Source organism: uncultured Streptomyces sp., assembly GCF_947488945.1.
Classification (GTDB): domain Bacteria; phylum Actinomycetota; class Actinomycetes; order Streptomycetales; family Streptomycetaceae; genus Streptomyces.
This window is the reverse complement of sequence record NZ_CANLBS010000022.1, coordinates 99,901-113,234: the sequence shown is the minus strand read 5'-3', so window position 1 is coordinate 113,234 and position 13,334 is coordinate 99,901. Positions and strand designations below refer to the sequence as shown.

General features: G+C 73.1%; 9 protein-coding genes and 1 riboswitch. Of the genes, 7 read left to right on the top strand and 2 right to left on the bottom strand.

The features are described from left to right. Window positions 1-183 precede the first annotated feature (183 nt). Window positions 184-2,634, bottom strand: a complete 2,451-nt coding sequence (locus tag Q0994_RS28220; protein WP_299539999.1) for a DNA topoisomerase (ATP-hydrolyzing) subunit A — start codon at window positions 2,632-2,634, stop codon at window positions 184-186. 293 nt (window positions 2,635-2,927) lie between these two features. Between Q0994_RS28220 and Q0994_RS28215 the strand changes: the two genes are divergently transcribed. The 4 genes from Q0994_RS28215 to Q0994_RS28200 all read left to right on the top strand — a co-directional run bounded on the left by Q0994_RS28215 (window position 2,928) and on the right by Q0994_RS28200 (window position 7,806). Further along, the gene (locus tag Q0994_RS28215; protein ID WP_299539997.1) at window positions 2,928-4,280 is read left to right on the top strand and encodes a pitrilysin family protein; all 1,353 of its coding nucleotides are present in this window, start codon (window positions 2,928-2,930) and stop codon (window positions 4,278-4,280) included. A gap of 26 nt (window positions 4,281-4,306) precedes the next feature. After that, complete coding sequence (locus tag Q0994_RS28210; RefSeq protein ID WP_299540009.1) at window positions 4,307-5,689, top strand: pitrilysin family protein; 1,383 nt, start codon at window positions 4,307-4,309, stop codon at window positions 5,687-5,689. Window positions 5,690-5,903: 214 nt separating this feature from the next. Continuing rightward, a riboswitch (cyclic di-AMP (ydaO/yuaA leader) is annotated at window positions 5,904-6,072 on the top strand. 14 nt (window positions 6,073-6,086) lie between these two features. Next, window positions 6,087-6,869, top strand: coding sequence for a M23 family metallopeptidase (locus Q0994_RS28205; RefSeq protein WP_299539995.1), 783 nt, complete (start codon window positions 6,087-6,089; stop codon window positions 6,867-6,869). 232 nt (window positions 6,870-7,101) lie between these two features. Next, window positions 7,102-7,806, top strand: a complete 705-nt coding sequence (locus Q0994_RS28200) for a GntR family transcriptional regulator (protein ID WP_299539992.1) — start codon at window positions 7,102-7,104, stop codon at window positions 7,804-7,806. Window positions 7,807-8,110: 304 nt separating this feature from the next. Here the strand turns inward: Q0994_RS28200 and Q0994_RS28195 are convergent, their stop codons facing one another. After that, on the bottom strand, window positions 8,111-8,392 hold the full coding sequence (locus Q0994_RS28195; RefSeq protein ID WP_299539989.1) for an HPr family phosphocarrier protein: 282 nt from the start codon (window positions 8,390-8,392) through the stop codon (window positions 8,111-8,113). A 158-nt stretch (window positions 8,393-8,550) separates the two neighbouring features. Here Q0994_RS28195 and Q0994_RS28190 point away from each other — a divergent pair, with 158 nt between their 5' ends. From Q0994_RS28190 to Q0994_RS28180, 3 genes are all read left to right on the top strand, one after another. Next, window positions 8,551-11,442: a bifunctional GNAT family N-acetyltransferase/acetate--CoA ligase family protein gene (locus tag Q0994_RS28190; protein WP_299539987.1), complete on the top strand. Its 2,892-nt coding sequence runs from the start codon at window positions 8,551-8,553 to the stop codon at window positions 11,440-11,442. A 68-nt stretch (window positions 11,443-11,510) separates the two neighbouring features. Next, window positions 11,511-12,125 (top strand): DUF5998 family protein, encoded by a 615-nt coding sequence (locus tag Q0994_RS28185; RefSeq protein ID WP_299539985.1) that lies wholly within the window; start codon window positions 11,511-11,513, stop codon window positions 12,123-12,125. Next, a complete protein-coding gene (locus tag Q0994_RS28180) occupies window positions 12,125-13,312 on the top strand; it encodes an alkaline phosphatase family protein (RefSeq protein ID WP_299539982.1) in 1,188 nt (395 codons plus the stop codon). Before Q0994_RS28185 ends, Q0994_RS28180 begins: the two co-directional genes overlap by 1 nt. The last annotated feature ends 22 nt before the right edge of the window (window positions 13,313-13,334 follow it).

Below are 13,334 nucleotides of genomic sequence, written 5' to 3'. Positions count from 1 at the left end.
CACCCTCGCCGCATGAAAGAGACCAACACCCCCGGAACCGGCAGCACGGGATTGACGAACTACATAGAGGCACCCCCGCACGCACCACCCCCCGCACGCCCTGCCCCGTTCCCCGGAGGGGCCCACGGGAGCCCGTCCGGGGACGGGCCGCCCCAGGGGTGAGAACCCCGAAGGGCCCCAGCCCTACACCAGCCCCGCCATCGCGGCGACCGGGTCGATCAGCGGGGTGCCGGAACCGTCCCGGCGCGGGTCGGGCTCCGGCAGCCGCGCGGGGGTGCCGTTGGGCTGGGAGGCGCGGGCGGGAGCGGTACCCGCCCAGGCGAAGACCAGCATGTCCTCGCCCTTCAGGAACCGCTGGCAGCGGACCCCTCCGGTGGCCCGCCCCTTGCGCGGGTACTGGTCGAACGGGGTGAGCTTGGAGGTCAGCACCGAGTCGTCCAGGGTGCCGTGCGAACCGGCCACCGTGAACACCACGCCGTCCGCGGCGGGATCGACCGCGGCGAACGACAGCACCTCGGCGCCCGCGGTCAGCTTGACGCCCGCCATGCCGCCCGCCGGACGGCCCTGGGGACGGACCACCGACGCGGGGAAGCGCAGCAGTTGCGCGTCGGACGTGATGAAGACCAGGTCCTCGTCCCCCGTGCGCAGCTCGACGGCGCCGACGATCCGGTCGCCGTCCTTCAGGGAGATGACCTCCAGCTCGTCCTTGTTGGCCGGGTAGTCCGGCACGACGCGCTTGACCACGCCCTGCAGGGTGCCCAGGGCCAGGCCCGGCGACTGCTCGTCCAGCGTGGTCAGGCAGATCAGCCGCTCGTCCGGCTCCAGGGTCAGGAACTCCGCCACCGGGGCCCCGCCGGAGAGGTTGGGCGCTGCGTGGGTGTCCGGCAGCTGGGGCAGGTCGATCACCGGGATGCGCAGCAGCCGTCCGGCGGAGGTCACCGCCCCGACGTCGGCCCGCGCGGTCGCCGCGACCACCGACACGATCACGTCGTGCTTGGCGCGCTTGGCGTCCTCGTCGAGGACCACCGGGTCGCCGTTGGCGGTGCGGGCCAGCAGTCCGGTCGAGGAGAGCAGCACCCGGCAGGGGTCGTCCGCGACCTCCAGCGGCACGGACGCCACCTGCGAACCCGCGGACTCCAGCAGGACCGTGCGCCGGTCGGTGCCGAACTTCTTCGCCACCGCGGCCAGCTCCGAGGAGACCAGCTTGCGCAGCTCCGCGTCGGACTCCAGGATCGCCGTCAGCGCGTCGATCTCCGCCGTCAGCCGGTCGCGCTCGCTCTCCAGCTCGATCCGGTCGAACCGGGTCAGCCGGCGCAGCGGGGTGTCCAGGATGTACTGCGTCTGGATCTCGCTCAGCGAGAAGTGGTCCATGAGGCGCTGCTTCGCCTCCGCGGAGTTGTCGCTGTCCCGGATGAGGCGGATGACCTCGTCGATGTCGACCAGTGCGACGAGCAGCCCCTCGACCAGGTGCAGCCGGTCGCGGCGCTTGGTGCGGCGGAACTCGCTGCGCCGGCGCACCACCTCGAAGCGGTGGTCGAGATAGACCTCCAGCAGCTCCTTGAGGCCCAGGGTGAGGGGCTGGCCGTCGACGAGGGCGACGTTGTTGATGCCGAAGGACTCCTCCATCGGCGTCAGCTTGTAGAGGTGCTCCAGCACCGCCTCCGGCACGAAACCGTTCTTGATCTCGATGACCAGCCGCAGCCCGTGCGCCCGGTCCGTGAGGTCCTTGACGTCGGCGATGCCCTGGAGCTTCTTCGAGGAGACCAGGTCCTTGATCTTGGCGATCACCTTCTCCGGGCCCACGGAGAACGGCAGTTCGGTGACGACGAGACCCTTGCGCCGCGGCGTGACGTTCTCCACCGCGACGGTGGCGCGGATCTTGAACGTGCCGCGTCCGTTGGCGTACGCGTCCCTGATGCCCCCGAGGCCGACGATCCGGCCCCCGGTCGGCAGGTCGGGGCCGGGGACGTACCGCATCAGCGCGTCCAGGTCCGCGTTCGGGTACCGGATCAGGTGCCGGGCGGCGGCGATGACTTCGCCGAGGTTGTGCGGGGGCATGTTGGTGGCCATGCCGACCGCGATCCCGGACGCGCCGTTCACCAGCAGGTTGGGGTAGGCGGCCGGGAGGACGACAGGCTCCCGCTCCTGGCCGTCGTAGTTGGCCTGGTAGTCGACGGTGTCCTCGTCGATGGACTCCGTCATCAGCGAGGTGGCGTCGGCCATGCGGCACTCGGTGTAGCGCATGGCGGCCGGCGGGTCGTCGTTGCCGAGCGACCCGAAGTTTCCGTGGCCGTCCACGAGCGGCAGGCGCATGGAGAACGGCTGTGCCATGCGCACCAGCGCGTCGTAGATCGACGCGTCACCGTGCGGGTGCAGCTTGCCCATGACGTCGCCGACGACGCGGGCGCACTTCACGTACCCGCGGTCGGGGCGCAGTCCCATCTCGTGCATCTGGGACACGATGCGGCGGTGCACGGGCTTCATGCCGTCGCGGGCGTCGGGCAGGGCCCTCGAGTAGATCACCGAGTACGCGTACTCGAGGAAGGAGCCCTGCATTTCGTCGACGACGTCGATGTCGAGGATCTTCTCCTCGAAGTCGTCCGGCGGCGGGGTCTTCGTGCTGCGGCGGGCCATCGCGGCTGCGACTCCTTCACGGATTCTGTCGGGCTACCTGGGGTTCTGACGCGGACCATTGTGGACCGCGCCGCCGACAACGCCGACCTCGACCCGGTACAACAGCCCCGTCGGGGCCCGCCGGACAGCGGTTTGCGGCAGCATGTCGGAGTGACGCCCGCCACGGGCGCCGACGGAATTCACGTGGTCCGGCGCATGTCTGCGGCGGAACGGGAACTTCGCCACCGGGCCGTGCGCTTGCCTAGAGTGACAGGTCTGGCGACAAGTCCAGTATCGCGATCGAAGGGACGTACATGCCCATGGGTCACACGGCCACCGCGCAGGCCGGCTCCGGCGGCTTGACAGCGACCGAGCACCGCCTGGCCAACGGCCTGCGTGTGGTGCTCTCCGAGGACCATCTGACCCCGGTCGCCGCGGTCTGTCTCTGGTACGACGTAGGCTCCCGGCACGAAGTGCGGGGGCGCACCGGGCTGGCGCACCTCTTCGAGCACCTGATGTTCCAGGGGTCCGGACAGGTCAAGGGGAACGGCCACTTCGAGCTGGTCCAGGGCGCCGGCGGTTCCCTCAACGGGACCACCAGCTTCGAGCGGACCAACTACTTCGAGACCATGCCGACCCACCAGCTCGAGCTCGCGCTCTGGCTGGAGGCCGACCGGATGGGCTCGCTGCTCGCCGCGCTCGACGAAGAGTCCATGGAGAACCAGCGCGACGTCGTCAAGAACGAGCGCCGCCAGCGGTACGACAACGTCCCGTACGGCACCGCGTTCGAGCGGCTCACCGCCCTCGCCTACCCCGAGGGCCACCCGTACCACCACACCCCGATCGGGTCGATGGCCGACCTGGACGCGGCGACGCTGGAGGACGCGCGGACGTTCTTCCGCACGTACTACGCGCCCAACAACGCGGTGCTCTCCGTGGTCGGGGACATCGACTCCGAGCAGACGCTCGCCTGGGTCGAGAAGTACTTCGGTTCGATCCCCTCCCACGACGGCAAGCAGCCGCCGCGGGACGGCACGCTGCCGCCGGTCATCGGCGAGCAGGTGCGCGAGGTGGTGCACGAGGAGGTCCCGGCGCGCGCGCTGATGGCCGCCTACCGGCTGCCGCAGGACGGCACCCGCGCGTGCGACGCCGCCGACCTGGCGCTGACCGTGCTGGGCGGCGGGGAGTCGTCCCGGCTGCACAACCGCCTGGTGCGGCGCGACCGCTCGGCGGTCGCCGCCGGATTCGGGCTGCTGCGGCTCGCCGGCGCGCCCTCGCTGGGCTGGCTGGACGTGAAGACGTCCGGCGGCGTCGAGGTCGACGTGATCGAGACCGCGGTCGACGAGGAGCTCGCCCGGTTCGCCGCCGAGGGGCCCACGCCCGAGGAGATGGAGCGGGCGCAGGCGCAGTTGGAGCGGGAGTGGCTGGACCGCCTCGGCACGGTCGCGGGCCGCGCCGACGAACTGTGCCGCTACGCGGTGCTGTTCGGCGACCCGCAGCTCGCCCTGACCGCGGTCACCCGGGTGCTCGACGTCACCGCCGAGGAGGTGCGCGCGGTGGCCGGGGCGACCCTGCGCCCCGACAACCGGGCGGTGCTCGTCTACGAGCCCGTCGAGCCGGCCGACGACGAGGACGGCGCCGAGGCGCCCGAGGGGGCCGACAAGTGAGCGACGCCGCCGTGACTGGAGTGACGATGGAGTTCCACCCCCAGCCGACCGCCGGGACCGCCCGGCCCTGGGCCTTCCCCGCCCCCGAGCGCGGCACGCTGCCCAACGGGCTGACCGTGCTGCGCTGCCACCGCCCCGGCCAGCAGGTCGTCGCGGTGGAGATCTTCCTGGACGCGCCGCTGGACGCCGAGCCCGAGGGGCTCGACGGGGTGGCGACGATCATGGCGCGGGCGCTCTCCGAGGGCACCGACAAGCGCGACGCCGAGGAGTTCGCCGCCGAGCTGGAGCGCTGCGGCGCCACGCTCGACGCGCACGCCGACCACCCGGGCGTCCGGGTCTCCCTGGAGGTCCCCGCCTCCCGGCTGGCCAAGGCCCTGGGACTGGTCGCCGAGGCGCTGCGGGCACCGGCCTTCGCGGAGAGCGAGATCGAGCGCCTGGTGGGCAACCGCCTCGACGAGATCCCGCACGAGAAGGCCAACCCGGCCCGCCGCGCGGCCAAGCAGCTCTCCAAGGAGCTGTTCCCGGCCGATGCGCGGATGTCGCGCCCGCGGCTCGGCACCGAGGACACCGTCCGGCGGATCGACGCCGCGGCGGTGCGCGCGTTCTACGACGCGCACGTCCGTCCGGCCACCGCCACCGCCGTGGTCGTCGGTGACCTCACCGGCATCGACGTGGACGCGCTGCTCGCCGAGACGGTCGGGGACTGGACCGGCGACGCCGGCACCCCGCGCCCCGTGCCGCCCATCACGGCCGACGACCGCGGCCGCGTGGTCATCGTCGACCGGCCGGGCGCGGTGCAGACCCAGCTCCTCATCGGGCGGATCGGCCCGGACCGCCACGACAGCGTGTGGCCGGCCCAGGTCCTCGGCACGTACTGCCTGGGCGGCACCCTCACTTCCCGGCTGGACCGGGTGCTGCGGGAGGAGAAGGGCTACACCTACGGGGTGCGGGCCTTCGGGCAGGTGCTGCGGTCCACCGCGCCGGACTCCCCCTCCGGTGCGACGGGCGCGGCGATGCTGGCGATCAGCGGCTCGGTCGACACCGAGTCGACCGGTCCGGCGCTGGACGACCTGTGGAAGGTGCTGCGGAAGCTGGCCGCCGAGGGGCTGACCGACGCCGAGCGCGAGACGGCCGTGCAGAACCTCGTGGGCGTCGCCCCGCTGAAGTTCGAGACGGCCGCGTCGGTGGCGAGCACCCTCGCCGACCAGGTCGAGCAGCAGCTGCCGGACGACTACCAGTCGCACCTGTACGCGCGGCTCGCGGAGACCGGCACCGTCGAGGCGACGGCCGCAGTCGTCAACGCGTTCCCGGTGGACCGGCTCGTGACGGTCCTCGTCGGCGACGCCTCGCAGATCGCCGGGCCGGTGCGCGCCCTGGAGATCGGCGAGGTGACGGTCGTCACCGGCTGAACCTCCGCGGAACCACCGGGGCCGGGCCCCGTTCCGCCCCAGGACCCCGACGGGCATGCCTCGTCGGGGTCCTGGCCTTTGTCCGCTTTATGGTCAATAAGGCCGTACGTCCTGTGGCATGTACGACAAAAGTCGCCGTTCGTTTGGAAGCGCCCGAGAGCTCCGCCTACCGTCGGCTCGGCTGTCCGTCACCTTGAGCCGCAACCGTGGCGCCGGGCAGTCATCGCCGAGTCCCCGTCAGGCGCGAGCCTGGGGAGCCGGGGACCCACCGTCCCTGGGGTGAATCGGGCACCTGCGGACTCCGTCGAGACCGCTGGAACCCGTAGGAGACCTTCCTGCTCCGAACCCGTCAGCTAACCCGGTAGGCGAGAAGGAAGGAAAGGAAACCAGCTCCTCCATGGCGTTCACCCGTGCCACCGGGAAGCACCGTGCCCCGAACCGCCTGACCCGCAAGGGTGTGCAGGCGGTCTCCGTCGCGGCACTGGCCACCACCGGCGTCATCGGCGGCACGGCCGCCCCCGCCCTCGCCGCGGAGCCGAGCAGCAGCTCGGTCGCCGACACCGGGCTCACCCAGACCGTGGCCATGGGCACCGGTCTCGCCGAGCGGATCGCCGCGCAGGCGGAGGCCCAGCAGAAGCAGGCCGACGCGGCCGCCGCCGCGAAGGCGAAGGCCGCGGCCGCCGCCAAGGTCAAGGCCGAGATGGAAGCCCGTGCGGAGAAGGCACGTGCCGAGAAGGCCCGTGCGGCGCGTGCCGCCGAGCGCGCCCGCCTCAACGCCTACCGCCTGCCGGTCGCCGGCTCCCACGTCACCACCGGCTACAAGTCCGGCGGCTCGCTCTGGTCGTCCGGCAGCCACTCCGGCGTGGACTTCCGGGCCGCCTCCGGCACCTCCGTCGTCGCCGTCGGCGCCGGCACCGTCGTCGAGGCCGGCTGGGGCGGCGCGTACGGCAACAACATCGTGCTCCGGATGACGGACGGCACGTACACGCAGTACGGCCACCTCTCCTCCCTCGGCGTCTCCGTGGGTCAGAGCGTCGCCGCCGGCGAGCAGATCGGCCTGTCCGGCTCGACCGGCAACTCCACCGGGCCGCACCTGCACTTCGAGGCGCGGACCTCGCCCGAGTACGGCTCCGACATGGATCCCGTCGCCTACCTGCGGGCGCGCGGCGTGACCGTCTGACCCCCTCCGTGACCGGACGGCCCGCCCGTCCGCTCCGTTGTTCCCCCCGAGGACCCCGGCTCCCGCCGGGGTCTTCGGCATATCGGCCGAAACCTCTCCGGTCCGTTCCGCTTCGGCCAAGAGATATGCATGGATTCCGGCCCGCCATCGGAAATTCAGGCAGATTGCAATAGAGTCACGGGGCAGGCTTCGATCGGCCGCGTTTCGCGGGGATTAAGGCGGAGGTTCGGACATGCGTATTCCGGCGCACTCGGTATGCACGGCGATCCGGGACGATATCGTCTCCGGTGTCTACGAGCGCGGCAGCCGCCTCACCGAGGAGCTGCTGGCCCGCCGCTACGGGGTCTCGCGCGTCCCGGTCCGCGAGGCGCTGCGCACCCTGGAGTCCGAGGGGTTCGTGGTCACCCGCCGGCACGCCGGCGCCTGCGTGGCCGAGCCCACCGAGCAGGAGGCCGTCGACCTCCTGGAGGTGCGGATGCTGCTGGAGCCGCTGGGTGCGGCGCGCGCCGCACAGCGCCGCACGGACGCCCATCTCAAGGTCCTGCGCGGCCTGGTCAAGCTGGGTCAGGAGCGTGCGCGCCGGGGCGAGGGCGAGGATCTGCGCGCGCTCGGCGGCTGGTTCCACGAGACGCTCGCCCAGGCCTCGGGCAGTCCCGGGCTGATCGCCATGCTCACCCAGCTCCGCCACAAGATCGCCTGGATGTACGCGGTGGAGCAGCCGGCCCGGCCGGTGGACTCCTGGGCGGAGCACGGCGCGATCGTGGACGCCGTGGCACGGGGCGACGCCGACCGCGCCCGCGCGCTGGCCGCCCAGCACGCCGAGCGGGCCGCGTCCGTGCACCGGCTGCGCCGCCCGGAGCGGACCGGCCGGGTCCCGGGCCCGCCCCGGGTGAGCACTTCGCAACATCCCGTAAACACCGCCGGAGTGCGTCATTAACAAAGAGGCCGTATACAAAGACGAAGTAATTGCGAGGAGCTTTCTTTTTGCTGCCCGCGGATTGCTTTCTTCGTCATGATCCGGGCGACTTCTTTCGGGGGCGGCGAATCCGTGAGTGTTTCCGTGCGTCCGTTCCGGAACGCATGCGGGAACCGATTCCGGGTCGCCGTGTGAGTGAAAGCGTCGTGCGAGAACCGTCCGTACACCGTGAAGAGCCGCGGCGCCCCTCGGGGCGCCGCGGCTCTTCACGGTGTACGGGGACGCGGCGCGCTCGGCGCCCTCCCGCCTCCGGACGGGTGGTGCGTCAGACCGTCTCGGGGAGCTCGTCGAGTCCCTCGGCGACCAGCTTCGCCAGCCGGTCGAGCGCGGCCTCCGCGCCGTCGGCGTCCGAGGCGAGCACGATCTCCTCGCCGCCCTGCGCGCCCAGTCCGAGCACGGCGAGCATCGAGGCCGCGTTGACCGGCGAGCCGTCGGTCTTGGCGATCGTCACGGGAACGCCGGAGGCCGTGGCGGCCCTGACGAAAATGGAGGCGGGGCGGGCGTGCAGGCCCTCGGCCCATCCGACGTTGACTCGGCGCTCAGCCATTGGTTCTGCCCTTCACGTTCAGAGGTTGTCTAGACCATTCTCGCACGCGGCGCGCACAGGGCCCCGGCTCCGCGCCGGACGGGGCCCGGGACGGACGGTCCCACACTGCCCCGGTGCGGGCCCCCACGCGACCGGTGCGCCGGTCGTAGGCTTTGGCCATGCAGCCCACGCCGGAGCAGAGTCCGCATCACGCGTACCCCGACCACTGGGAGGCGGACGTGGTGCTCCGTGACGGTGGTACCGCGCGGATCAGGCCGATCACCACGGACGACGCCGACCGGCTGGTGAGCTTCTACGAGCAGGTCTCGGACGAGTCGAAGTACTACCGCTTCTTCGCCCCCTACCCCCGCCTCTCCGCCAAGGACGTGCACCGCTTCACCCATCACGACTACGTCGACCGGGTGGGCCTGGCCGTCACCGTGGGCGGCGAGTTCATCGCCACCGTCCGCTTCGACCGCATCGACGCCCGGGGGATGCCCGCCTCCGCCCCGGCCGACGAGGCCGAGGTGGCCTTCCTGGTCCAGGACGCGCACCAGGGCCGCGGCGTCGCCTCCACCCTGCTCGAACACATCGCCGCGGTGGCACGTGAGCGCGGCATCCGGCGGTTCGCCGCCGAGGTGCTGCCCGCCAACACGAAAATGATCAAGGTGTTCCGGGACGCCGGCTACACCCAGCGGCGCAGCTTCGAGGACGGCTCCGTCCACCTCACCCTCGACATCGAGCCCACCGAGAAGTCCCTCGCCGTCCAGCGCGGCCGTGAGCAGCGCGCCGAAGCCCGCTCCGTGCAGCGGCTGCTCACCCCCGCCTCGGTCGCGGTCGTCGGCGCCGGCCGCACCCCGGGCGGGGTCGGCCGCACCGTGCTGCGCAACCTGCTGGCCTCCGGATTCACCGGCAGCCTGCACGCCGTCAACCACGCCCTGGACGGCTCCTGCCCGGCCCTCGACGGGGTACCCGCCCACCGCTCGGTCGGCGAGATCGGCACGCCCGTCGACCTCGCGGTCCTCGCCGTTCCCGCCGCCCAGGTCCCGGCCGCCGTCGCGGACTGCGGCGAGCACGGCGTACGCGGACTCGTCGTCCTGTCCGCCGACTACGCCGAGCGGGGCGCCGAGGGCAGGGAGCGCCAGCGCGAACTGCTCCGGCAGGTCCGCTCCTACGGCATGCGCCTCATCGGTCCCAACGCGTTCGGGCTGATCAACACGTCCGACGCGGTCCGGCTGAACGCCTCGCTGGCCCCCGAGTCGCCCGCCCCCGGCCGCATCGGGCTGTTCACCCAGTCCGGCGCCATCGCCATCGCCCTGCTGTCCGGGCTGCACCGGCGCGGCGCCGGCCTCTCCACCTTCATCTCCGCGGGCAACCGGGCCGACATCTCCGGCAACGACTTCCTCCAGTACTGGTTCGACGACCCGGACACCGACGTCGCGCTGCTCTACCTGGAATCCATCGGCAACCCGCGCAAGTTCACCCGGCTCGCCCGCAGGACCGCCGCCGTGAAGCCCGTCGTCGTGGTGAAGGGCGCCCGGCACAGCGGCTCCGCCCCGCCCGGCCACGCCGTGCCCGTCAGCCGCATCCCGGACGCCACCGTCTCCGCGCTGCTGCGCCAGGCCGGGGTGATCCGCGTCGACACCGTCACCGAGATGGTCGACGCGGCTCTGCTGCTGGCCGGTCAGCCGCTGCCGGCCGGGCCGCGGGTGGCCATCCTCGGCAACTCCGAGTCACTCGGCCTGCTCACCTACGACGCCTGCCTGACCGAAGGGCTGCGGCCCCGGCCGCCGCGCGACCTCACCACCGCCGCCGCTCCCGCGGACTTCCGTGACGCCCTCGCCGAGGCGTTGGCGGACAGCGCCTGCGACGCCGTCATCGTGAACGCCATCCCGTGGGTGGGGGAGAACGGCGAGGCGCAGACCGGCGACGGCGAGGTACTGGCCGCCGCGCTGCGGGAGGCCGCCGATCTCCAGGTGGGCGGCGGCCCCGCCAAGCCGGTGGCCGTCGTCCACCTGGAGATCGGTGGTCTCGCCGAGGCGCTGGCCGCCGCGTCCGGCACCCGCCCCGCCGCCGGGCCCGCGGCCGCCCCGCCCGCCGCCCGGCCGGCACCCGCGCCGGCCGCGTCCGCGCCCGTCCCACCCGCGCAGGCCGTGTCCGTGCCCGCCGGACCCGCGCCGGCCCCGGCCGCCTCCGGAGCCGTCCCCGCCTACCCCGCGGCCGAACGGGCCGTACGGGCCATGGCGGAGGCGGTGAAGTACGCCCAGTGGCGGCGCCAGGCCGCCGTACCGGGCAAGGTGCCCGAGTTCCTCGACGACACCACCGACGAGTCCGGCGCCGCCGACCTGATCGCCGCCCTGCTCGGCCCCGACCCCGACCCCCGCGGCCGCCCCCTCACCCACGACGAGGCCCGCTCGCTGCTGGCGCTCTACGGCATCGACGTGCGCCCCACGCTGCCCGCCCCCGACGAGGACGCCGCCGCCGGCGCGGCCGCGACGCTCGGTTACCCGGTGGCGCTCAAGACCACCGCCCCCCATCTGCGCCACCGCGCCGACCTCGGCGGCGTGCGCCTCGACCTGGCCGACGAGGACGCGCTGCGGCGCGCGTACGGCGAACTGACCGAGCTGCTGGGCAGGCCGGCCGAACTCCAGCCGGTCGTCCAGGCCATGGCACCGCGCGGGGTGGACACCGTCGTACGGGCATCCATCGACGCCGCGGCCGGGGCGGTCCTCTCCTTCGGGCTGGCCGGCACCCCCTCCGAGCTCCTCGGCGACGTCGCCCACCGGCTGGTTCCCGCCACCGACCGGGACGCCGCCGAACTGATCCGTTCGATCAGGGCGGCCCCGGTGCTCTTCGGCTGGCGGGGGTCGTCGCCCGTCGACACCCGCGCCCTCGAAGAGCTGCTGCTGCGCGTCTCGCGGCTGGTGGACGACCACCCCGAGATCGTCGGCGTCGCCCTGGAACCGGTCGTCGTGGCCACCCAGGGGCTCACCGTCCTCGGAGCGAGCGTCCGGCTGGCCCCGCCGCCCCCCAGGACCGACCTCGGCCCCCGCAGGCTGCCCGCCTACTGACCCCGCGGGCGCCGCGCGGCCGCCCCGCAGCGTCCCCGGCAGTCACCCGTCCCCCGTAGGATGGGGCCATGGCAAAGACCGGTACGACGACCCAGGGGCTGCGCGCGGCGATCGAGCGCAGTGGCTACTACCCGGCCCTCGTGGCCGAGGCGGTGGAGGCCGCCGTCGGCGGGGAGCCGGTCGCCTCGTACCTGGTCCACCAGGAGACCACCTTCGACTCCAACGAGGTCCGGCGGCACGTCACCGTCCTCGTCCTGACGGAGAACCGCTTCATCGTCAGCCACACCGACGAGCAGGCCGCGGACACCAGCTCCCCGACGCCCTACGCCACCACCTCCACCGAATCCGTCCACCTCGGCCGGATCTCGTCCGTCGTGGTCAGCCGGGTCGTGGCCGAGCCGGAGAAGTACGTGCCGGGCACACTGCCCCGCGAGGTCGTGCTCACCATCGGCTGGGGCGCGGTCTCCCGCATCGACCTGGAGCCCGCCGCCTGCGGCGACCCCGAGTGCGACGCCGACCACGGCTACACCGGCAGCTCCACCGCCGACGATCTGAGCCTGCGCGTCAGCGAGGCCGGCGACGGCCCGGACACCGTGCGCCAGACCCTCGCGTTCGCCCAGTCGCTGTCCGAGGCCACGGCCGCCACCGCGGCCAACGCGGCCGGCAACGGCAACGCCCGCTGATGGTCCAGTCCGCCTGGCAGGAACCGGTACTGCTCGACCCCGCCGCCGCCCCCGCGCCCGCCTACGGCGGCGGCTCGTTGGCGGACCTGCTGCCGACCCTCGTCGCGGGGCAGGAGGTGCCCGGCTTCGAGGCGGTGATCCCGGAGCTCACCCCGGCCGACCGCAACTGCGTCTTCCTGATCGACGGGCTCGGCTGGGAGCAGATCGAGGCCCACCCCGACGAGGCGCCGTTCCTCCACTCGCTGCTGCCGTCCTCGCGCGGCGGCACCGGACGCCCGATCACCGCCGGTTTCCCCTCCACCACCGCCACCTCGCTGGCGTCGGTGGGTACCGGCCTGCCGCCCGGCGAACACGGACTGACCGGTTACACCGTCCGCAACCCCGGCACCGGCGAGCTGATGAACCAGCTCCGCTGGTACCCGTGGACGCAGCCCAAGACCTGGCAGCCGCACCCCACCGTCTTCCGGCTCGCCGACGCGGCCGGCGTGCGCACCGCGCAGGTGTCCTCGCCGGACTTCGAGCAGACCCCGCTCACCAAGGTCGCGCTCAGCGGCGGATCGTTCCTCGGCCGGCTCTCCGGCGAGGAGCGCATGGACCTGGCCGCCGAGCGCCTCGCCGCCGGGGACCGCTCGCTCGTCTACACGTACTACAGCGAGGTCGACGGCAAGGGGCACCGCTTCGGCATCGACTCCGACGCCTGGCGCGGCCAGCTCATGTACGTCGACGGGCTCGCGCAGCGGCTCGCCGAGCAACTGCCGCCCCGCTCCGCGCTGTACGTCACCGCCGACCACGGCATGATCGACATCCCGTTCGACGAGCAGTCCCGGATCGACTTCGACGAGGACTGGGAACTGCGCGCCGGGGTCGCTCTGCTGGGCGGCGAGGGCCGGGCGCGGCACGTGTACGCGGTGCCGGGCGCGGAGAACGACGTCCTCACCGTCTGGCGCGAGGTGCTCGGTGAGCAGTTCTGGGTGGCGAGCCGCGAGGAGGCCGTCGCGGCCGGCTGGTTCGGCCCTCGGATCGACGAGCGGGTGCACGGACGGATCGGCGACGTCGTCGCGGCCGCCTGCGACGACGTACTGATCACCGCGTCCGTCACCGAGCCCCGCGAGTCGGCGATGGTGGGCGTGCACGGCTCGCTGACCCCCGTCGAGCAGTTCGTCCCCCTCCTCGAAGTACGCTCGTAACCGCGCCGTCGGCCCCGTCCGG

Bases quoted from the DNA above. Each gene is read 5' to 3' on its own strand.
- Q0994_RS28220 (WP_299539999.1), bottom strand. From the start codon at position 2,634: ATGGCCCGCCGCAGCACGAAGACCCCGCCGCCGGACGACTTCGAGGAG.
- Q0994_RS28215 (WP_299539997.1), top strand. From the start codon at position 2,928: ATGCCCATGGGTCACACGGCCACCGCGCAGGCCGGCTCCGGCGGCTTG.
- Q0994_RS28210 (WP_299540009.1), top strand. From the start codon at position 4,307: ATGGAGTTCCACCCCCAGCCGACCGCCGGGACCGCCCGGCCCTGGGCC.
- Q0994_RS28205 (WP_299539995.1), top strand. From the start codon at position 6,087: ATGGCGTTCACCCGTGCCACCGGGAAGCACCGTGCCCCGAACCGCCTG.
- Q0994_RS28200 (WP_299539992.1), top strand. From the start codon at position 7,102: ATGCGTATTCCGGCGCACTCGGTATGCACGGCGATCCGGGACGATATC.
- Q0994_RS28195 (WP_299539989.1), bottom strand. From the start codon at position 8,392: ATGGCTGAGCGCCGAGTCAACGTCGGATGGGCCGAGGGCCTGCACGCC.
- Q0994_RS28190 (WP_299539987.1), top strand. From the start codon at position 8,551: ATGCAGCCCACGCCGGAGCAGAGTCCGCATCACGCGTACCCCGACCAC.
- Q0994_RS28185 (WP_299539985.1), top strand. From the start codon at position 11,511: ATGGCAAAGACCGGTACGACGACCCAGGGGCTGCGCGCGGCGATCGAG.
- Q0994_RS28180 (WP_299539982.1), top strand. From the start codon at position 12,125: ATGGTCCAGTCCGCCTGGCAGGAACCGGTACTGCTCGACCCCGCCGCC.